General features: G+C 47.4%; 17 protein-coding genes. 6 read left to right on the top strand and 11 right to left on the bottom strand.

From position 1 onward, the window contains the following. Nucleotides 1-1005 precede the first annotated feature (1005 nt). The 4 genes from ACYVR3_RS03765 to ACYVR3_RS03750 form a co-directional block, all read right to left on the bottom strand. Nucleotides 1006-1524 carry a hypothetical protein gene (locus ACYVR3_RS03765; protein ID WP_461243185.1) on the bottom strand — a complete coding sequence of 173 codons (519 nt, stop codon included), beginning with the start codon at nt 1522-1524 and terminating at the stop codon, nt 1006-1008. A gap of 12 nt (nt 1525-1536) precedes the next feature. Continuing rightward, the gene (locus tag ACYVR3_RS03760; protein ID WP_461243184.1) at nt 1537-1965 is read right to left on the bottom strand and encodes a hypothetical protein; all 429 of its coding nucleotides are present in this window, start codon (nt 1963-1965) and stop codon (nt 1537-1539) included. 912 nt (nt 1966-2877) lie between these two features. After that, complete coding sequence (locus ACYVR3_RS03755) at nt 2878-3888, bottom strand: lipoate--protein ligase (protein WP_461243183.1); 1011 nt, start codon at nt 3886-3888, stop codon at nt 2878-2880. 106 nt (nt 3889-3994) lie between these two features. Further along, nucleotides 3995-5005: a lipoate--protein ligase gene (locus ACYVR3_RS03750; protein WP_461243182.1), complete on the bottom strand. Its 1011-nt coding sequence runs from the start codon at nt 5003-5005 to the stop codon at nt 3995-3997. 397 nt (nt 5006-5402) lie between these two features. Between ACYVR3_RS03750 and ACYVR3_RS03745 the strand changes: the two genes are divergently transcribed. The 3 genes from ACYVR3_RS03745 (at nt 5403) to ACYVR3_RS03735 (ending at nt 7429) form a co-directional block, all read left to right on the top strand. Further along, nucleotides 5403-5873 (top strand): universal stress protein, encoded by a 471-nt coding sequence (locus ACYVR3_RS03745; protein ID WP_054734938.1) that lies wholly within the window; start codon nt 5403-5405, stop codon nt 5871-5873. Between the two features lie 113 nt (nt 5874-5986). Beyond that, a complete protein-coding gene (locus ACYVR3_RS03740; RefSeq protein ID WP_461243181.1) occupies nt 5987-6511 on the top strand; it encodes a GNAT family N-acetyltransferase in 525 nt (174 codons plus the stop codon). Beyond that, nucleotides 6512-7429 carry an RluA family pseudouridine synthase gene (locus ACYVR3_RS03735; RefSeq protein ID WP_461243180.1) on the top strand — a complete coding sequence of 306 codons (918 nt, stop codon included), beginning with the start codon at nt 6512-6514 and terminating at the stop codon, nt 7427-7429. A gap of 263 nt (nt 7430-7692) precedes the next feature. On the opposite strand, the gene ACYVR3_RS03730 is transcribed toward ACYVR3_RS03735, so the two are convergent. The 6 genes from ACYVR3_RS03730 to ybaK all read right to left on the bottom strand — a co-directional run bounded on the left by ACYVR3_RS03730 (nt 7693) and on the right by ybaK (nt 16501). Then, nucleotides 7693-8913, bottom strand: a complete 1221-nt coding sequence (locus ACYVR3_RS03730; protein WP_461243179.1) for an ABC transporter permease — start codon at nt 8911-8913, stop codon at nt 7693-7695. Beyond that, nucleotides 8910-9803, bottom strand: coding sequence for an ABC transporter ATP-binding protein (locus ACYVR3_RS03725; RefSeq protein ID WP_461243178.1), 894 nt, complete (start codon nt 9801-9803; stop codon nt 8910-8912). Before ACYVR3_RS03725 ends, ACYVR3_RS03730 begins: the two co-directional genes overlap by 4 nt. 186 nt (nt 9804-9989) lie before the next feature. Then, the gene (locus ACYVR3_RS03720; RefSeq protein WP_461243188.1) at nt 9990-11756 is read right to left on the bottom strand and encodes an ABC transporter ATP-binding protein; all 1767 of its coding nucleotides are present in this window, start codon (nt 11754-11756) and stop codon (nt 9990-9992) included. Nucleotides 11757-11782: 26 nt separating this feature from the next. After that, complete coding sequence (locus tag ACYVR3_RS03715; RefSeq protein WP_461243177.1) at nt 11783-12337, bottom strand: MarR family winged helix-turn-helix transcriptional regulator; 555 nt, start codon at nt 12335-12337, stop codon at nt 11783-11785. Between the two features lie 947 nt (nt 12338-13284). Next, nucleotides 13285-15663 carry a phosphoketolase family protein gene (locus tag ACYVR3_RS03710; RefSeq protein WP_461243176.1) on the bottom strand — a complete coding sequence of 793 codons (2379 nt, stop codon included), beginning with the start codon at nt 15661-15663 and terminating at the stop codon, nt 13285-13287. Between the two features lie 331 nt (nt 15664-15994). Beyond that, nucleotides 15995-16501: a Cys-tRNA(Pro) deacylase gene (ybaK, locus tag ACYVR3_RS03705; RefSeq protein ID WP_054734960.1), complete on the bottom strand. Its 507-nt coding sequence runs from the start codon at nt 16499-16501 to the stop codon at nt 15995-15997. 166 nt (nt 16502-16667) lie between these two features. On the opposite strand from ybaK, the gene ACYVR3_RS03700 reads away from it, so the two are divergent. Continuing rightward, nucleotides 16668-17396: a GntR family transcriptional regulator gene (locus ACYVR3_RS03700; protein WP_054734963.1), complete on the top strand. Its 729-nt coding sequence runs from the start codon at nt 16668-16670 to the stop codon at nt 17394-17396. A gap of 693 nt (nt 17397-18089) precedes the next feature. Here ACYVR3_RS03700 and ACYVR3_RS03695 read toward each other — a convergent pair. Then, nucleotides 18090-18749 (bottom strand): HD domain-containing protein, encoded by a 660-nt coding sequence (locus ACYVR3_RS03695; RefSeq protein WP_461243175.1) that lies wholly within the window; start codon nt 18747-18749, stop codon nt 18090-18092. A 215-nt stretch (nt 18750-18964) separates the two neighbouring features. Here ACYVR3_RS03695 and aroD point away from each other — a divergent pair, with 215 nt between their 5' ends. Together aroD and rbsK are read left to right on the top strand one after the other, a co-directional pair. Beyond that, entirely contained in the window at nt 18965-19717 is a 753-nt protein-coding gene (gene aroD / locus ACYVR3_RS03690) for a type I 3-dehydroquinate dehydratase (RefSeq protein WP_461243174.1), read from the top strand. 180 nt (nt 19718-19897) lie between these two features. Continuing rightward, a complete protein-coding gene (gene rbsK / locus ACYVR3_RS03685) occupies nt 19898-20830 on the top strand; it encodes a ribokinase (RefSeq protein ID WP_461243173.1) in 933 nt (310 codons plus the stop codon). Nucleotides 20831-20840 lie beyond the last annotated feature (10 nt).

The following is a 20840-nucleotide window of genomic DNA, read 5'->3' as shown; positions in this document are numbered from 1 at the left end:
CGGTTGACACGCAACAATTAGAAGTTGCCACGAACCAGCCGTTAAACTGGCTTCGAGCCGCGGCGCGCCACCTAATTGGTTTTGGAACTAAAGAAACCCCCATCCCGAGTTAATCGGGACGAGGGTTTCGCGTTACCACCTGAAATTTACTTGAACTTCACAGTTCAAATCTTGATAAGTACCGCTAAATGCAGCGATACTCCGCATGATATCGTTTGCCAACGGACCAGGTAGCAGACTGCCACCCCTGGTCAAGCTCAGAGACCATCTTCAACAACTTGCGCCGACTACTTCTCACCAACCGTAGCTCTCTTTGCGGACCCGCCTTGTTTACTCTTCTCATCGTTGCCTCATATTTAATTGAAATCCTGAAATTATTTTCTAATTTAACTCTAATCTTGATGAGTGTCAAGGGACTTTCACAAAGTATTTTTAGACTTAGGTGAGCAGACTTACGGCGCCATCGGTTTTCGGCGCTGTTTTGAATGATCTGTTTTGTTGATTGGTTATTTTTTATGATTAGTTTCAGTTGTGCGTTCTGGTTACCGTGACGAAACCTGTTCAAAAAGCAGAAACTGGAGCCTAAGAGATTCCCACCATGAACTCAAGCCCGGGGTTTATGAATCGTTCCGGCTACCGTGCCGAAACGTGTTCCAAGAAGCAGAGACCTGCACCTAAGGACCACCCACCATAAACCCAAGCCCGGGGTTTATGGTGGGTGGCCCTTAGGCTCCAATCTCTAGGCGCTTCTTTCCACACTCTGTACAAAAAAGACACCCAGGAAAAATCCTGGGTGTCTCAACGGCCACTTAATTGCTTAAATGGGCTCTCAAAAATCCACATTTCCTTTGAGCCAAGGCCTCCGTATATCCGACGGAGTAAACGGCCTGCCGTGCAAAAAGGTCACCGAGCTGCTTGCGCAGATCACCATTGCTGATGACGTGACATTCTCGACTCATCGCATAAAGCCATCGTACCATACTTCGAGGACAATGTGAAGGGATTCTAGTCAGTTGCTTCTTCGTCTGAATCGGCCGCCTTTTTATCCGTTTGGGCATCTGCTTCAGCTGCAGCCTTTTGGTTAGCTTCAATTTGCGTTAATTGATCGGCAATCCAGTCCCCAACGGCCCCTGCCATATCAGCATTGTGGGCGTCGAAATCGTCAACGGAAGCTACCTTATCGATTCGTAACGATGAGGCGTTAACGTCGGGTGATTCAATAACACTGTAGACGTTGACCGCTAGGGTTTCATCATCAGATAACATCTTCTTCATCGCATTAACGTACTGCAATGGCAAATTGATCACGCTAGTTTCAAGCCGAACCACAATGTCCGCATCCGTCACCGTTAACGCTACGCCAGCCAGTTGATTAGCCTTAACCGCATCCGTTAACGCCTTAACTACCGGTTTAATTGCCTTTTCTGGATCCTTAGTCAAGGTGGCTAAGGTCGTGTCAAAGTCGGCCTGTGTGTAACTTTCGGCTTCAACTTGTTCAATAAAATCCTTCACTAAAATATCCATGATCGACCTCGATTACTTGTTTTGATTGAGTTTCTTTAATAGTTCGTCATCGCGCTTGTTTTGGAGTTGCTTACGATATTTGAACGCCACCGTTAACCAGTAGAAGTTAAATGCAACGGCACCGCAACCCACAAGAACGAGCACTGCACGAATGCCTAGCGAGGCGTTACTTTGGCCCCATACCGCCAGTATACCATTGACTAGTCCCAGCGAGTAGACCATGATCACTAGCCCCAGCACGTAGTACCCCCAGTTCTGCCCTAACGCACCGATCACCATCGGCACTGCGTATAAAATCACCGAGATCACCAACGATTTAATGATGCTCTCCATTTGAATCGTATGGCCAAATGCCGCCAGCTTGGACGACATCACCAAGTTAATCACTGAAAACAGTGCCCATGACACGATTCCCAGGGAAATCAGTTGCTTCTTTAACATGTGAAAACTCCTTTATTCACTTCAATCAACTCTCCAGCAGCCCTTATTCGCCACTCGACCAGGTTTCCTGATCATCTCTCAAAATTGTAGCATAGTTCTTGAAGCGATAGCGAACAAATGCTGGGATTCTCATCGGTTTCTTTGGTTACGTGTGTGCTCAGCGACAGCGTGCGGACTTTGTTCAGTTTGGCATCGTTAACGCGTTAATCATGGTTGATATTGTGGGGACAACCGGTCGATCTGAAAATTTGGGCGCTGGAACGCCATGGGCACGATTCTGAGCCGAAAACCCGCGTCTCAGAATACGGCCTTTTACTAGTCTGGCAAAAAACGCCAGCCAAGTAAAATTTCATGGCTGAGGCCCAATTTTCAGATCGACCTCTTGTTTGCGGGCTTTCGGCATCAAAACCGCACTCCCGAAAATTCATCATGAAGGGCTAAACTGTCGGACGATGACAATCACAAACATCTCAGTACGTACTGAGCGGCAACGTTACCGCATCAAATCAACAATACGTTCAAGCGCATTGAATCATTGTTCGGAATAGATTGACGTTTGTTCATCGTTCTCAGGAAGCGTTGACTGATGATTAGTTTTGACGTTACGCGACTCAATCTCGGTCGTTGCAATGCTGCAGCCAATCAGTCAAGCGCTTGAGATGATCTGTGATAGTAACGTACTGCGCCAATGTCAGATTCCGGTAAGCGGCTAGGTGGATGCTGTGTTCGAGGGCTGAGACCGCCCTTTGGCTCAGGCCGGCCCCATAGCAGGAACCTAGCCGCTTACCGGAATCGTCAGTTCAAGCCAATCACCACACGTCACAAACTGAATAGCAGAATGCTTACGCTGGACACAAGAGTAAACAAAAACGCACTGCCAAAACGACAGTGCGTTTAAGTGTTCAAGTTCAATTAAGCTAACAAGTCAACCAAATCGGTCTTTTCAATCCCCATAAAGTACTGGCTCGTATCAACATTAGCCAAAGCTTCAGTCAAATGTTCGCTATCGTAGCGAATGCCAGTCAGGGTGTCAGCGAGTTCGCTGGCGTCCTTAGGGCCGAAGAAGTCACCGAAGAACTTGATTTGTGAAATCTTACCTTGATCAACTAAGATCCGGGCATCAATTGTCCCAGAGGTAAAGTGCTTACGCTTCTTAACGGTGAACTCTGGTGAAGTTCCGTAAACCCAGTCCCAGTTGTTGTAGTATTCTTCGTAGATCTTGTCGATTTCAACTTGGTCTTCGGGAGTTACTACGTATTCTTGATCCTTGATCTCATCTAGGCTGTCCACGTGGAACAATTCCTTCAACAAGATATCACGGAATTCAGGAACCGTAATGTTTTGGTATTCTGGTGCCAAGTATGGCTTCAAGTTAGTGACCCGTGAACGAACAGACTTGATGCCCTTAGACTTGATCTTGTCTTCTGGCACGTTCAAGGCATCCGCAATCACGCCTTGGTCAACGTCCAACATCAACGTCCCGTGAGAGAACGTCTTGCCGTTCTTCGTGTACATGGCGTTCCCTGAGAACTTCTTGCCATCCACTAAGATATCGTTACGACCCGAAACCTCAACGCCAGTCGCACCCATATCGTGTAACGCATCGACGATCGGTTGAACGAAGGACTTGAAGTCACCAAATTGTTCGGAATCGCTATCTAGCACAAAGCTAAAGCACAGGTTGCCGAGGTCTTGGTAGACCGCCCCACCGCCGGAAAGCCGACGGGTAACGGTGATGCCGTTTTCCTCCACGTATTTTTGATTAATCTCTTCTAGTGTGTTTTGGTTGCGCCCCACAATAATGCAGGGTTTTTCGTAATAGAACAGGACTAATGGTTCCCCAAAATCCTTGTTGTTCATCAAATACTGCTCAGTGGCCAAGTTCCGGCCAATATCATGAGCTTTCATTGAAACGTAGCGCATATCCCAAACTTCCCTTCAAATATGATAACCAATCATGTAACCATTTTCTAGTTTACCACATTCATGTAATCGGTTACAGCCACTTGCTTGTAGCCTATTGCGCAAGCTAGCCGAGTAACTGAACGAAGGTATCGACATCGATGCCGGAGAAGTACTGGGTGGTATCAATGCCCTTTAGCGCTTCACGTAATGAGGGTTGGTCGTAGCGAACGCCTTTTAGCTTTTCGGCTAATTCTTTCGCATCCTTTTCACCAAAGAAATCGCCAAAGAACGTGATGGTCTTAATCCGACCCCGTTCAACTAACACCCGAGCGTCGATGGTCCCCGCTGCAAAATGCTGCCGTTTCTTGACCGTGAACTCCGGTGAGGTGCCGTAGACCCAGTCCCAGTTATTATAGTAGTTATCGTACAGTGTCTTAATGTGCGCCTTATCATCATCCGTTAAAACGTAGGCCTTATCTTTAATCTCATCTAAACTATCGACACCGTAAACCTTCTTCAAAATCGTATCGCGGAACTCCGCAATCGTGAGGTTTTGATACTCCGGTTTCAGGTATGGTTTCAAGTTTGTGACCCGTGACCGCACCGATTTGATGCCCTTCGAAGCCATTTTATCCTTTGGCACGTTCAGCGCATGACCAATCACGCTCTGGTCAACGTCAAACATCAGCGTGCCGTGGGAGAACATCTTGCCGTTCTTCACGTACATTGCGTTGCCAGAAAACTTCTTGCCGTTGACCAGAATATCATTCCGGCCAGAAACTTCGATCCCCGTAGCACCCATATCACGCAGCGCATCCACGATGGGTTTCGTAAACGCTTTGAAATCGCCAAATCGCTCATCATCACGATCCACCACAAAGCTAAACGACACGTTGCCGAGATCATCGTAAACCGCCCCACCACCGGATAATCGCCGTGTCACTTGAATGTTATGCTCCGCGATATATTCTTGATTAATTTCTTCCAGCGTGTTTTGGTTCCGACCGACAATGATGCACGGATTCTGGTAGTAAAACAATAACAGCGGTTCGTCAAAGTCCTTGTCGTCCATTAAATACTGTTCAGTAGCCAAATTATACCCAATATCATGTGAGGCCATGTTGTAGTAGTACATCAAACGTCCTTCTCTCTGCGATTTAGTGTGACTCGTTTTTCATTAGCGTCCGTCGTCAGTTTCGCATGGCTTGACCAATCTACGTCACTTAACGCCACAATGACGACACGTCTTACTGTCGATTTTACAACAATTTGCGCAAAAAGAAACCGCTTTAATCCGTGCTTCTGGCTGGTATTTGTGAAATAAATGAGGCTAAATCCTAATTTAACCGGGATTATAGCTCAACCTTTTTTCAGAAAAACGAGCGGAAACTACTTTTTTCTTAATGGTATTTTATAGTTTATGTTAAAATAGAAGGTGAAGTACAAGTGGTTATCAACGTTGGGCAAGACCATGGCGTGCTTACGAGACAAGCTTCAACTTGAAACTTATAATAAGTGAGGGAGTGGCGTATATGGACCAACAATATCAAAACATTCTCGCACCAGTTGATGGATCAAAAGCCACCGATCCGGTGTTAGATAAAGCAATCGAAGTTGCAAAGTTAAACGATACCCATTTGGATATCCTGAACGTACTAGAAGTGAATCAGTTTAGTGACACTTACGGGGGCGCTGTGAGTGGCGATGTCATCTACAAGCTTTCCGAAGACGTCCAAGCGCGCTTGACCGAATTGAAGCAAAAGGCCTTAGACGCTGGCGTGAAGTCCGTTGATATTCACGTGCGTTTTGGGAACCCAAAGCCCGTTATCGCCCGGGAATTCCCAGCTGACCATGACACCCAACTGATCGTCATTGGCTCAACCGGTTTGACTGCCGTTGAACGGTTAATGATCGGCTCCGTAACCAACTACGTCAGCCGTTCCGCTGTCTGCGACGTTTTAATCGTTAAGCCAGCCGAATTGTCAAAGTTAAACAAACAGTAATTTAAAATTACCTCTAAACGCCATGGCCGATTCCAGTTAGGATCGGCCATGGCGTTTTAACTTACATATAATAGAAACTACCGTCTTCAATCTACCAAAAAAGGAGCTCTCTCATGTCCCCCATTTACAGCACCGAGCGTCTCATCGTTCGACCACTTACCCCAGCTGATATCCCAGCGCTAAGCAACACCCTTCAAGACCCCATCGCCATGGCCGCCTACGCGCACGCTTTTAGCGACCAAGAAGTGACGGATTGGCTGAACAACAATTTACGGCGCTATCAAGAAGACGGCTACGGTTTGTGGGCGCTGATTCGCAAATCCGATGGTCAGTTCATCGGCCAATGTGGCCTGACCAACCAGATTTTTAACGGCCAACCGGTTGTCGAAATCGGCTATTTGCTACAACGCGATTACTGGCACCAAGGATATGCGACTGAGGCCGCTCAAGGTGCGAAACGGTACGCTTTTGACACGTTGCGCGTACCGGAAGTGTGGTCGATCATCCGCGACAATAATTTTGCGTCCATGAACGTCGCCATTCGTAATGGCATGCTGGTTCGGGGCGTTACTGTCAAACACTATTACGGCATCGACATGCCCCACTATGGTTTTTCAGTCAAACGGGAGGTGGTTTAAATGATCCAGTGGCAACTCACAGCAACCCTCCCAGCCGATTTCACTGCCAAACCCCTTCGGCAACTACTGACGCAAGACTGGTGGTTGCCTAAACATCTCGTTTTCAGTTTAAAACGCGGGCAACGGGTGCTGGTCAATGGCAGTTACCGACCAGTTAACTTCGACGTCATTGCAGGCGACCAGCTTCAACTCACCTTTGTGCCAGAAGACTTCGACCACCCCTTCAGCAACGTCGATCCCGATAGCGCCGCCACGGTAGCCGTCCTGTACGAAACGGCCGACTTACTGGTCGTCAACAAAACACCGGGCAGCAAAACTCACCCCAACCAACCGGGTGAAGTCGGCACCACCCTCAACCACGTGGCCGCCTACCTCCAACCCAAGGGCCAGCAACCCTACATTTTAAACCGCTTGGATCAAGAAACCAGCGGCGCACTACTGATTGCTAAAAATCCTGCCGTGGTCCCACCCCTCGTCCGCGCAATCAAGGAAAAGCAGGTCCAACGTACTTATTTGACTTGGGTCCACGGTCGCTTCAACAGCGACCACGGTACGATTGCGTTACCAATTGGGCGTGACCTTGAAGATCAGCGAAAACGGCGGGTCGATGGTGAACACGCCCAGTCAGCGATTACCCACTACCAAGTGATTCAGCGAACTGAAGCCGCGACCCTCGTTGCCATTCGGCTTCAAACCGGGCGGACGCACCAGATTCGGGTGCATCTTTCTTCGTTGGGGCATCCAATCGTTGGCGACCCATTGTACGCCCACGATGCACGGCAACAGCGGTTGTTGCTACATAGTTGGCAGTTGAAGTTGCCTTTGCCGTTTTCGTTTGAGGAAGTGCGGTTGGTGGCGCCGGTGCCGGATAGTTTTCGGGCGTTTGAAGGTGGTCTAGCACAAACTCCAATTATCTAGGCAAGAAATGCAACGAAAGTATAGCAAAACTAAAATCACCGCTTTCCGGCTACTAATTTTCGGCTGGTGGTTAACTTGTGTTTCTTGGGGGGCCTGAAAGATTTTGGGATTGCAGACACTTGCGCTTTCTGGCCACCACGCCGAAACGCGCGCCAAAACTCAGGCCCCGGCCATATAAGCCAAACAAAAACGCGAGTCCCAAGACCAGGACTCACGTTTTTGTTTGGCTTATATTCTGGGACCTAACCGAGTTTTGTCACGCTCTACCGATAACTCAACCCTCTCCTCAACCGATGCCAAAAATTCCCCTCATCGGCCTGCAAGATCAAGCCCTTGTAGATGCGGCTGATATACCACACCATCAGGATAATGGTTAACGCTAAAATCCCCAACGAAATGGCCACCGCCGTAACACTCACATTGCCGTTGATCACCCTTAATGGCATGAAGTACGACGAGAAGAATGGCACGTATGATAACACTTTTACCAGCAACGCATCCGCGTTACTTTGGAACGGGAAGGTTGCGAAGAACGCAATCATACTCAGGTACACTGCCGGGTACGCCGCCTTGGACGCATCCTCCGCCTTCGCTACCAGTGCCCCACTAAAGGCCGCTAGCACCGTATAAATGATCACACCTAAGAACAGGAATACTAGGTTCACACTCACCAGATTATGAACAACCTTGTCAACTAACGTCCCGTACTGATCAAAGAACGGTTTCGCTGACGACAGTTGCCGCGCAACCGTCAGACTCGCCCAACCACCAAGGACGTACACCAGAAGTTGAGTGGCAATGACCAGCAACACGCCCAAGATCTTGCCACAGAAGTATTTAGCCGCCGTGGTACTTGAAAAGACGATTTCCATTACCTTGGTGCCCTTTTCCGATGCAATTTCCTGTGCGGTGATTGACGAGTAAGTCGTCAAAATCATGTATACCATGAAGACTAAGATCCAAAACGAGGCCATCTTGGCGATTTTGGCTAACCCGGTCTTCTTCTGGACAACTTCTTTGAAGGCAACCCGTTGCTGTAACGTTTGCAGTTGCTTCTTCGATAACTTCGCCTGCGCAACGTTTTGCTGCGTCTGAAGTTGGGTCAACGCACTGGTTAGCTGGCCCTTTTCGGTTACATCAAGACTGTCAGTGCCGTGATAAGTCGCTGCCAACTGCGTTCCCGACTTCAACACCACGTAACCCTTGATTTTCTCCGCCTTCACCGCTTTTTTAGCCGCAGCGACGGTGGTTACCGACCGCTTAACATCACTTTTCGCTGTTTGCTTCAAATACGCTTGACGCAACGCCGGCTGATCCGCTACCACCGCAATTTGATTACCACTAGACGCTGAATTAGCCGATACTAAGCCAACACCCAGCGAAACGGCCATCATCAGAAATGGCGATAACACCAAAATCACAAAACTCCAAGATTTTACCTGTCGAAGATACGTTGTCGCGGTAACGATCCATAGTTTTTTCATCGCCCGTCACCCGCTTTCAACCGAAAAATCTCATCTAAAGTCGGTGGCTGCTGACTGAACTCTTCCAGATACTCGCCATTCGATAATCGTTGAAAAATCAGTGGACCAGCTGCTGGATCATCCACCCGTAATAGGTAACGGTTCGCCGACAAGTTCACAACGGTCGTCACGTGGGGCAACTGAGCGAGATCACCCGGCCGCCAATCCGTTGTGACAAAGATCTCATTTTTACCAAATTGATCGCGCAACGCTCGAATCTCACCGTTAAGCACCATCTGTCCTTTTCGTAACATTACCAGCTGATCGCACACCGATTCCACGTTACCCATGTCATGGCTGGAAAAAATAATCGCTGCGCCCTGATGTTTAGCATCCAAAATGGCCTGCTTCAGTAAATCTTCGTTCACCGGATCCAACCCACTGAACGGTTCATCCAAAATGATCAACGATGGCCGGTGAATCAGCGTGCAAATCAACTGCACCTTCTGCTGGTTCCCCTTCGACAACGATTTAATTTTATCGGACCGCTTGCCCTTCACCTCAAACCGCGCCATCCAGCGGTCGATCTCCGGTTTGATTTTCCGAGCCGATTGTCCTTTTAGTCTGGCTAAATACAAAATCTGTTGTTCCACCGTCATCTTCGGCATCAAACTCCGCTCTTCCGGCAGGTACCCAATCTGATTGAACACCCGCTCATCAATCGTGTGATCGTCCCAACTAATCTGACCATCGTAGTGAATGAAGTTCAAAATGCTGTGGAACGTGGTCGACTTACCAGCCCCATTTTGGCCAATCAATCCCATAATTTCACCCTTTTGAACCGAAAACGAAATCTTTTGCAACGCCTGCAAATCCCCGAAACGTTTGGAAAGTTCCTGTATCGCTAACACCTGATCGCCCCCAATTGAATCGTCTTTGTTGCCTTAAGTTTAGCAGAGATGGCGCGGTGTACCTAGTTAATTCGGGATTTCGAAGACGGATTTGTTTGGTTTTGGGTCATTATCCCTTTAATAACCTAAAAAGGCGCCTGATAGGGTTCACTAAATCACCTATCAGACGTCTATAATGGATTATTTTTATGCGAGTTGCCCCGCAGCACTTTGATTCTCCACGTACTCCCGGTACAACGAATGTTTCTTCAACAGTTCCGTATGCGTCCCGTGCCCACTCACCTGACCATGCTCGATAAAGTAGATCTGATTAGCATCCACGATTGTGCTCAACCGGTGTGCGATTACCAACGTGGTTCGATTGTGCATCAACTTCTCTAACGCTTTTTGAACCATCATTTCAGATTCAGAATCCAAGCTAGCCGTGGCTTCATCCAGCATTAAAATCTTCGGATCACGCAAGAACGCCCGCGCAATCGCGATTCGTTGTCGCTGACCGCCAGACAGTTTCACCCCACGTTCACCAACTTGCGTTTCAAGCCCATCAGCCATGTCGGCAACGAAGTCTTTAGCGTAGGCCATTTCAAGCACCTGCCAAAGTTGATCATCCGTGTACTCACCCTTCAACCCGTACGTCAGGTTGTAGCGAATCGTTCCGGCCATGATCGTTGCATCTTGGCTAACGAGGCCGATCTGTTGTCGCCAGTCGTTGAGGTTCAGTTGGTTGACCACCGTATCACCAATTTTGATTGTCCCGCTGGTTGGGTCGTAGAACCGCTCCAATAACTTGAAGATGGTTGACTTACCACCACCAGAAGGCCCTGCAAACGCCACAACACTGTTGGGTTTCGCTTCAAAGGACACGTCCTTTAGAATCGGCGCACTATCTGCATAACTAAAATCAACGTGGTCGACCGTCAACGTTTGTCCGTCAGCTTGAACGAACTCGCCAGAAGTTTGGTCTTCTTCGGGGGCATTTAACAGCTCTTGGATTCGGGCCGTTGACCCACTGGCCTTGGCGAGGTCCGAGAAGAATCGGCCTAACGTTGCGAATGGGCCAATCAGTTGAATCAGGTACATTAAGAAAGAAATCAGCGTCCCAAAGGTCATGTTGCCCGCTGCCACTCGACTGGCACCGTAGATCAGCATGCCAATCACCAGTGCCATCATTACCATTTGCATTATTGGTGAGGCAATGGAATCATAAATGGCTTCCTTCAAGCCGATTTGGTATAACCGCTTGATTTTAGTGTGGCCGGCTTCGCGTTCGACCGTTTCAGCCGTTGAAGATTTGACCAACTGAATGTCACTCAACATTTCACTGGCTTCACCGTTGAAATCAGCCAGCGCATCCTGCCGAGCGTGAGCGATTTTATGCGACTGCACCGCCACTGGCATGATCACCAGCACCACCAACGGTACCGCGATGAACATGATCAGCGTCATCTTCCAGTCCATGAACAGCATCAAGATCAACGCCCCCACCAACTGGAGGATCGAGGTCACCATGCTAGGCACGGAATTGGCTAATAGATCCTTTACCTGAGACGTATCGTTGACGAGCCGCGAAGCAACTTCGCCGGAACGCACTTCGGTAAAATACCCAACTGGTAGCTTTAAAACCTTATCCCATAAGAACTGTCGTAACTTGTTAACGACGTCTTCACCGAAGAATCCTAATACACTCCCTGACACTGCACTCACCAGTGCACTCAGGACAAAGGCCACGATCAACGTGATCACTAACCCCGAATTAAGCTGGTGGCCAAGCTGGTTGATTAGGTTTTTCGCAAACTGCGGTACCAACAATTGCACAATGGTCGCAATTAACCCCAACCCCAAGCCAACACCCAGTTGCCAAAAATGCGGTTTGATGTGAATCATCAATTGAACAAACTGCTTAAAGTTAAATTTTTCACGCGTGCCACCCTTAGCTTGTGGCCGCCCTTGCATCTCTCTCATCTCATACGCCTTCTTTATTAATCGTTATCCCGCCGGTCGTTGCGGAAGAACCCGAATCGACCGAAGTCACCACCGAAATCATGATGGTGGTTGAAGTAATCGTGAAGCTGTTTGTGATCCGGCCAGTTCGGCATTTTTTCGTCTAAATCAGCCAGTAGCTTCCGCAATGTCCCGGCTAATTGCTGCTGTTCTTCACTGGAAAGTGAGTCAAACAAAGATTCAGACACGCCATCCTTCAATGATTGCGCCGCTGAAATAAAGTTGTGCCCCTTTTCAGTGAGTGAGATCAACATCACCCGCTTATCTTCTTCTGAAGCGTGTCGCTCGATCAACCCACCATCTTCTAACTTGCTCACCAGTGCGCTGGCCGAACTAGGTCGAATATCAAGCTCGTCCACAATGTCCGAGTTCGTCAACTGTTCATGTTCTGACAAGAGTTGCAATACCCGAATCTGTCCGCGATTAGGCTGATGCTGATCAAACTTACTGGTGCGCAACACCGCACTCATAAACGTCCGTTGCTGAAATAAACGGCCAAACAATTGAATCAATTCTTGAGAATCATGGGTCATGGTTAAGTACCTCGAATTATCGTTTAGTATTTAGTTAGGATTCGCTTCTGCTAACTAACAAAATAGAGTATAGTTATTTAGTTAGTTCTTGTCAACTAAAACTAACTAAATATTTTTGCTTGTACCATTTTGTTTCGTTCGAACGTTGATTATGGGTGATATCATGGGCACAGCCGGTCGGCCTGAAAATTTGGGCTGGAACGCCGTGGACACTGTTTTGAGCCGAAAGTCGCGTCTCAAAAGCAGGTCTTTCACTAGGGCGGCAAGGCACGCCACCCAAGTGAAACGACACGGCTGAGCCCAATTTTCAGACCGACCTCTTGTTTGTGCGTTGTCGGCATCGAGACCGCACGCCCGAAAATTTATCATGAAGGACTAAACTGTCGCACGATGATAATTAGCGAACATCTCAGTAATGTGCTGAACGATAACGTTACTGTATTGCGTCAACAATATGCTCAAGCATGTTAAGTCAACGTCCAGAATAGCTTAACGTTCACCATTGCGATGATGAAACATTAACCGCTGATCAATTTTAACAGTTGTTAAATCAACGTCAGGCGTAACAATTTTGCAGCAAACAGTTCAAATTACCGCTTGAGATGCTCTGCAATAGTACCGAACGGCACCATGTAAGATGTAGGTAGCCGGTTAGGTGGATGCTGTGTCGCGATAATTGGTGGTTGGTGGTGCTTTCCCAACAACCGCCAATTATCGGGGACGAATTGAAGACTCGCGCGGGTTTTGGCGAGGCTTCAATTCGAGGCCTGAGACCGCTCTTCGGCTCAGGCCGGCCCCACAGCAGGAACCTAGCCGGCTACCGGAATCGATAGATTACACAAATCAGCGCACTTCGCAAACTAAACCGAAGAACGTTTACACTAGGTAAAACAAAAAATCCCCGACAAAATTGTCGAGGATTTTCGCATAACACATTAACAGTTAAATTACTTAAGTGGTTGCCACTTCCAGTTGTTAACTTCTGGTAAGTCGGTCCCGTTTTCACGAATGTAGGCATTGTGCTTAGCAACCATGTCGTCCATCCGTTGAGCGAAGTAAGCGCCCTTAACCGCGTAGTCAGGAATGCTCAAGACAGCATCCTTGGCCAAGTGGAACCGGTCGAGTTCGTTCAAGACCCGCATGTCGAATGGTGTGGTGATATCACCGTTTTCACGGTAACCGTGGACGTGCAAGTTGTGGTTGTGACGATCGAAGAAGATGTCCTTAACTAAGTCTTCAAAGCCGTGGAAGGCAAAGATCACTGGCTTGTCGACAGTGAAGTAACGATCGAATTCGTCGTCAGTCAAGCCACGAGGGTCGTTCTTAGGTGAACGAAGCTTCAAGAGGTCAACCACATTGATGACCCGAATCTTCATGTCTGGGAATTCGTCGTGTAACAATGAAACGGCGGCGAAGACTTCCCAAGTTGGTTCACTACCAGCGGCAGCGAAGACGATGTCTGGTTCGGCACCTTGGTCAGTTGAAGCCCAGTCAATGTAGCCTAACCCGTTGTTAACCAAGTTAGTGGCTTCATCAATTGAGAACCATTGTGGACGTGGGTGCTTTGACGTAACCAGCAAGTTGATCTTTTCGTAACTTGCGAAGGCCACGTTAGCAACGGCCAACAAGGTGTTGGCGTCACCTGGCAAGTATTCACGGATAAACTCTGGCTTCTTTTCAGCCAAGTGAGTCAGCATCCCTGGATCTTGGTGGGTGTAGCCGTTATGGTCTTGCTGGAAGACAGTTGACGTATCCACGAAGTTCAATGATGGGTATTGGTTCCGCCATTGTTGTTCAGCGGCTTTACGCAACCACTTCATGTGTTGGGTCAACATTGAGTCAACGACCCGGCCAAATGATTCGTAAGTGGCGAAGAAGCCGTGACGACCAGTGAGGACGTAACCTTCCAACCAGCCTTCAGCTTGGTGTTCAGATAATTGAGAATCAATGATCCGACCTTGTGGTGCCATGTCTTCGTCATTAGGTTCCTTGATATCTTCCATCCATTGACGCTTACCTTCATCCAAGGCAGCGTACAACCGGTTAGACTTCGTCTCGTCAGGGCCAAATGCACGGAAGTTGTTCGGGTTGAGCTTCATCGCTTCAGCAACCCATTCAGACCAAACTAACATATCCTGTGCTTGAGTAGCACCTGGGGTCTTAACGTCGATTGCAAATTCCTTGTAATCTGGCAACTTCATTGGTTCTGGCTTGATCCCACCATTAGTGATTGGGTTCATGGACATCCGTTGGTCACCCTTTGGTGCAAAGGCGCGAACTTCATCCTTGATTGAGCCATCAGCGTTGAAGAAGTCCTCTGGATGGTATGACTTCAACCAGCTAACCAACTTGTCAGCGTGTTCCATTTCACCAGCGGCAATTGGAAGTGGCACTTGGTGCGCACGGAATGAGTTTTCAACGGGGTTACCATCGAAGTCACTCTTAGGACCAGTCCAGCCTTTTGGTGAACGGAAGATGATCATTGGCCAGTTAGGCAACGAGTTGTCGTTGTTTTCGCGAGCGTTCTTTTGAATTGCGTGAATCTTTTCAATTGCGCTGTCCATCGCCTTAGCCATTGCTTCGTGCACTGGCATGTGGTCGTCTGGATCAGCAACTTCAACGAATTCTGGATCCCAGCCCATCCCGGTGAAGTAGTTCTTCAAGTCTTCATCAGACATCCGTGATAGGATCGTTGGGTTCGAAATCTTGAAGCCGTTCATGTTAATGATTGGTAAAACAGCCCCATCTTTGATTGGGTTGATGAACTTATCTGAGAACCATGAAGCCGCTAATGGACCGGTTTCAGCTTCACCATCACCAATTTCAACAGCGGCGATGACGTCAGGGTTATCTAAAATTGCACCAGTCCCGTGGGAAAGTGAGTAACCGAGTTCGCCACCTTCGTGGATTGAACCTGGAGTTTCAGGCGCAGCATGGGAAGCCACACCACCAGGGAATGAGAACTGTTTGAATAACTTCTTCAAACCAGCTTCATCCTGAGTAATTGCTGGATAAATTTCTGAGTAGCTGCCATCAAGGTACGAGTTTGAAACCATGACTTGGCCACCGTGACCTGAACCTTCAATGTAGAACATGTTCAGGTTGTACTTGTTAATGACCCGGTTCAAATGGGCATAAATGAACGTTTGTGAAACGATCGTGCCCCAGTGCCCGATAGGTTTAACCTTTACATCGTCAGAAGTTAATTCCCGGTTCAACAATGGGTTGTCCCGTAAGAATAGTTGGCCAACTGATAAGTAGTTAGCTGCACGCCAATAAGTGTCAACGCCTTCCAAGTACTGTTTGGAATCGTAATCTACTGCCATTAGAGTAACACTCCTTTGATTGATTAATAAGATTCACTACATCATAAAGTTAAAGCTTTGTTCAAGGGTAAATCAGTTTAGTGACATACCCCGTTACTAATTTACACCCCTATCATAGACCGTTTTTTCGAAAAGTCAACCTTTTAAATAATTGATACGGTCCAATTATTTAAAAGTCGGTCAGCACGACTTCACAAGTTGAATTATGCCAAATTCAATCGAGCAAGTCCAACAATTTGACCGACTTTACCAGAACTTTACATAGCTTAAATAAAATGCAAAAAATACCCAGAATTCTCAATCGAATCCTAGGTGTTTCCTAAATTTCTGATTATTGCTCCAATAAATCCACGAATTTTCCGTGAACTAATTTGCAGACGTCTTCTGCATTTAACTTAACGGAACGGCCAATTTGCCCCGACGACACAATAATGTCGCCCTGTTCCTTGGCCGTGTTATCAAAGTAGATCGGGTACTTTAACTTTTCCCAGATGCCAACTGGTGTGTTGGCGCCGTGCTCATAGCCCGTCGTTTTAACGAGTTCCTTGAGTGGCACCATGCTGACCTTCTTGTTGCCAGAGGCCTTGGCCAGTTTTTTGAGATCCAAATGCGTGTCAATCGGTAGTACCCCGACCACGGGACCGGTCGTTTTGCCGGATGCCACGAGGGTTTTATAAATGGTATGCTCGTCGTACTGATTTTCATCAATGTCGACTTGCGCAACGTCGCCCTCTTCATGAGTGGCGAAGGTCAGTTGCTGATACGGAATCTTCGCCTTATCAAGAATCTGTTCAACCAACGTTTTATGTAGCTGACTACCTTTTTTCTTTTTTGCCATAGGTCTGAATCCTCACTTTATTTAATATTGGTACAGCCCAGAAATCAGATTGAATAGAACCAATTTCTGAAATAGTGCGCTTCAAAGTAGGCGAACTGCTTAAAATCTGTTATACTCGATACAACTATAGAATCAGTCAGTTGGTTGCAAGGAGAACGCATCATCCATGAAAGATTTAGTCTACCGAAGAGTGCTACACGATTTGAAAGCACGTATTCACGATAATCAGTTTCCAAACAAGCGACTACCAGATGAACGAAGCCTAAGTGAAGCATACAACGTTAGCCGCAGTTCAATCAAGCGGGCGTTGAGTGTTTTAGCAAATCAGGGCATTATTTTCAAAAAACGGGGTTCCGGAACCTTTATTAACCCGCTATATATGAAAAACCAAACGATCTTCCACTATGAAGGGTCGAATCTGGGGGTCACCGATAGTTTTCAAAGCGACGGTCAGACACAGAGTATCGATCTGTTGTCGTTTCAGGTTGTTCCGGCTTCAGAAGAGATGCAACAGGATCTCTTCTTGGAGAGCGGTGATTTTGTGTATGAGATCAAACGATTACGTAAGTTTGACGACAAGCCCTTCATGATCGAACGGGGCTTCATTCCAATCAAAATCGCGCCAGAATTGTCACAAAAGGTGGTTTCAGGCTCAATTTTTAACTACTTAGAAGAAGAGCAAAACAAAGTCGTCACGAAGTCATTCATGACGATGAAGGTGGCCCCTTCCAATGAGGAAGATCAAAAATTACTGAGCTTAAAACCAAACGAACCGGTTGCCATTATGGAAGGCATCTTCTTCCTGGACGATGGTACCCCGTTTGAAGTGTCCAACATGCGCTTGCGGTATGATTACTTTAATTATAATACGTTTGTGACGTTGGATGAGGAATAGAGCGCAGAACAAAACGCTTTGAGAGTGGCGTATAAGGGCGTCCTCAGTGAAACTACCGGGTTTTGGTAGTTTTACTGAGGACGCCCTTATACATAACTCTCAGTTTTGTGGCGCGCATTTCGGCGCGGTTGCCTAAATGTGGTTCCGTGAGTAATTCTTCTAAATAATCGATCATGCACCTAAGTCAAATCCTACAGAGGCGCCGAAACCAATATAGCAGTAATGCTCGTCGCCAATTTGCACTCTAATCAACTAATCAGCTAATCCCGGGTTTTGGGATTTGTGGTGAGGGGGCCTTATGTGCAAGTCTCTGCTTTGCGTAGCGCATTTCGGCGTGGTTGCCTCATTGCGGTTTCGTGAGCAATTTATCTAAATAACCGATCATGCACCTAAGTCAAATCCTAAAAAGGCGCCGAAACCAATATAGCAGCAACGCTCGTCGCCAACACCACCCTAACAAACTTAACAAATCAATTCCCTCAGTGACTGAAAAAGTCCACATTGGTAAACATCAAACTCGCTTCTCAAAACAAACCTAATTAAAAATTTTGCTCAAAACGATTATCTAGTCTAAACATGTTCCAAGAAGCAGGGAGCTGCACGTAAGGCACTTCCACCACAAACCCCAAAACCGGGGTTTCTGGTGGAAGTGCCTTACGTGCAGCTCTCTAACCGCTTCTTTCCACACTCTACCTACTTCAACCCATTCCACTCCGCCTTAAAATCTTCCAAGAACGTCGTCATGGTCTTCTGCCGATTCTTAGCAATTCGCTTCGCAACCGGCGTGTTCATTTGGTCTGGCAGCTTCAGCAATTTTTCGTAAAAGTGGTTAATGATCGTTTCATTATCTAAATTTCGGTATTCCGCCTTCGTCATGTTTTGACGTGGTGCAATTTTGGGGTCATAAATTTTTTCACTGTGGTGACCACCATAGTAAATCGCCCGGGTGATCCCGATGGCGCCAATCGCATCCAAGCGGTCAGCATCCTGCACGATTTGCCCTTCTAGCGGTAACGGTTGTTGGTCATCCGTGAGGGATTTGCTAAACGACATGTTGTTAATGATCAACATGATGGTTTGCACCTGTTCAGTCGTAAACTCAAGCGAGGTCAATAACCGCTCAACATCCGCTTGCGCATCGGCAACATTCGCCACTAACTTGTCGTCGATCACATCGTGGAGGTACGCTGCGCTCAGTGTCAGTAAATAACTTGCAGATGGCTCCTCTGCCAACAGCATCTTGGCATTCGTAACCACCCGGTGAATGTGGTCCAGTCCGTGGCCAGTTTGATCATCGGCTAACTTTTGCGCCGTATAGCTTTCGATTGCCGCTAATTGTTCGGTTGCTTCCAAAGTGTTCACCCGTTCTTTCTAGAAAATTGCGTTATCAGTTAGCATATAAAATTAACATTAAAATACGATTAAAATCACTGTTTGATTTATGTCAACTTTTCCATATAACGACCTAAATTCACGCCATCAGAACGGGTTTTCTTGTGCTCAACGCCCAAACATGCTATCGTTTTTAATGATAATCTGATTAGACCAAAAAGGAGGCTTTTATTGCCATGACGCCCATTTCTCTTAAAGGACTCCCCCTTGGAGCTGGAATACCAAAGATCTGCGTGCCGATAACCGGTACTGACGTCAACCAAGTCATCGGCCAAGCGGGCGAAATCGTATCCTCTTCTGCCGACCTCGCTGAATGGCGGCTAGACTACTTTAACGGTCTTGAAGAAACGGCCGGTTTAATTGCCACAACAAACCGATTGACTGAGATTTTAGGTGATTTACCACTAATCATTACCTTACGCGACCGCACTCAGGGCGGTAAACGCCAGCTTTCTGATAGTGATTACCAACAGCTCTACACAGCAATTTTACGCAACACCAACGTTGCGGCCATCGACCTTGAATGGCAACGGGACGCAACACTTCTGGGCCAACTGATCGACCTCGCTCATGGGCAACAAGTTCGAACCATCATCAGCTGCCACAACTATGATCAAGCGCCAACCGAAGCTGAAATGGTCGATCAATTAACCCAAATGTCTTTGTTAGGTGGTAACTTACTAGAATTGGCCATTACGCCAACGAATGCAAACGATGTTTTAGGGTTGATGAACGCCGCTCACGATGCCGGTCAGCAGGTCGAACAACCCATTATCGCCACTGCGATGGGGCCACTGGGTACCGTCACCCGAGTTGCAGGCCAAACGTTTAATAGCGCTCTGACCTTTGCGACGATTCGGAGTGAAACCGCTCCAGGTCAACTCTCAGTCGATCAGACGCGAACCATTTTAGATGTACTGGCACATTAAGGTGAATCAGGTCGTTCATAACCCCTCAAATCATCTGGTAACGCTCATTACCGAACTAATTTGCAGACCGCTTGAAATCGCTTTAACAATCTGTTATATTAATAACAGGATTTAACGTAAAACGTTTTACTAGATAACTTAACGATAACCCTAACAATCAACGAAATGAGGCTTCCTAACATGACAAACCGCGTAACCGTAATCGGTAGTTTGAACGTCGATACTATTCTTGAGATTCCCCGTTTACCTAAACCAGGTGAAACGCTCGCAATGCACAACCAATCTTTTGCTGGCGGTGGCAAGGGCTCTAACCAAGGGATCGCTGCTGGCCGGGCCGGTGCTGATACCTACTTTATCGGTAAAGTTGGCGACGATGCCAACGGTAAGTTTATGATCAACTCAATGACTGAATCAGGCATTAACGTTGACCAAATCACTGTAACGAAGGATGCCAAGACTGGCCAAGCCTTCATCTTACTTGATGATGAAGGTCAAAACTCGATCCTCGTTTACGGTGGTGCTAACCAAGAATTAGCCGCTACTGACGTTGAAAACGCCAAGGACACGATTGCCCAAAGCGACTTCATCATTACCCAATTCGAAACGCCATTAGACGTTGCCGAAGCTGCTTTCAAAGAAGCTAAAGCTAACGACGTTGTGACGATTCTCAACCCAGCCCCAGCTCGTGACACGATTCCAGCTAGCTTGCTGGCAGTGAGCGACTTAGTGGTCCCTAACGAAACGGAATGCCAAACGTTAACTGGCGTTGAGATCACCGATGAAGCTTCCATGATCAAGGGTGCTGAAAAGCTCCATGCAATGGGTGCTAAATGCGTGATCATCACCGTCGGCAGCAAGGGCGCCTTCTACCACACCGCTGATGGCGACACCGGCTTCGTGGACGCCTTCAAGGTTAAGGCCGTTGATACGACCGCTGCTGGCGACACCTTTATTGGCGCTTTGAGCTCTCAATTAAACAAGGACCTCAGCAACTTACCTGATGCAATTCGCTTTGCTAACCGGGCGTCATCCATTACGGTTCAACGCATGGGCGCTCACCCTTCAATTCCAACGTTAGCTGAAATTGAAGCTGCTGAAACCGCTGCTAAGTAACCTTTAATTA

Source organism: Secundilactobacillus muriivasis, assembly GCF_054785195.1.
This window is presented reverse-complemented; position numbering and strand designations above follow the sequence as displayed.

What these genes read in the sequence shown, in the direction of transcription:
- ACYVR3_RS03720 (WP_461243188.1), bottom strand. Translation starts at nt 11,756, where the DNA reads ATGCAAGGGCGGCCACAAGCTAAGGGTGGCACGCGTGAAAAATTTAAC.
- ACYVR3_RS03700 (WP_054734963.1), top strand. Translation starts at nt 16,668, where the DNA reads ATGAAAGATTTAGTCTACCGAAGAGTGCTACACGATTTGAAAGCACGT.
- ACYVR3_RS03710 (WP_461243176.1), bottom strand. Translation starts at nt 15,663, where the DNA reads ATGGCAGTAGATTACGATTCCAAACAGTACTTGGAAGGCGTTGACACT.
- ACYVR3_RS03750 (WP_461243182.1), bottom strand. Translation starts at nt 5,005, where the DNA reads ATGTACTACTACAACATGGCCTCACATGATATTGGGTATAATTTGGCT.
- ACYVR3_RS03755 (WP_461243183.1), bottom strand. Translation starts at nt 3,888, where the DNA reads ATGCGCTACGTTTCAATGAAAGCTCATGATATTGGCCGGAACTTGGCC.
- ACYVR3_RS03740 (WP_461243181.1), top strand. Translation starts at nt 5,987, where the DNA reads ATGTCCCCCATTTACAGCACCGAGCGTCTCATCGTTCGACCACTTACC.
- ACYVR3_RS03730 (WP_461243179.1), bottom strand. Translation starts at nt 8,913, where the DNA reads ATGAAAAAACTATGGATCGTTACCGCGACAACGTATCTTCGACAGGTA.
- rbsK (WP_461243173.1), top strand. Translation starts at nt 19,898, where the DNA reads ATGACAAACCGCGTAACCGTAATCGGTAGTTTGAACGTCGATACTATT.
- ybaK (WP_054734960.1), bottom strand. Translation starts at nt 16,501, where the DNA reads ATGGCAAAAAAGAAAAAAGGTAGTCAGCTACATAAAACGTTGGTTGAA.
- ACYVR3_RS03745 (WP_054734938.1), top strand. Translation starts at nt 5,403, where the DNA reads ATGGACCAACAATATCAAAACATTCTCGCACCAGTTGATGGATCAAAA.
- ACYVR3_RS03760 (WP_461243184.1), bottom strand. Translation starts at nt 1,965, where the DNA reads ATGTTAAAGAAGCAACTGATTTCCCTGGGAATCGTGTCATGGGCACTG.
- ACYVR3_RS03765 (WP_461243185.1), bottom strand. Translation starts at nt 1,524, where the DNA reads ATGGATATTTTAGTGAAGGATTTTATTGAACAAGTTGAAGCCGAAAGT.
- ACYVR3_RS03715 (WP_461243177.1), bottom strand. Translation starts at nt 12,337, where the DNA reads ATGACCCATGATTCTCAAGAATTGATTCAATTGTTTGGCCGTTTATTT.
- aroD (WP_461243174.1), top strand. Translation starts at nt 18,965, where the DNA reads ATGACGCCCATTTCTCTTAAAGGACTCCCCCTTGGAGCTGGAATACCA.
- ACYVR3_RS03735 (WP_461243180.1), top strand. Translation starts at nt 6,512, where the DNA reads ATGATCCAGTGGCAACTCACAGCAACCCTCCCAGCCGATTTCACTGCC.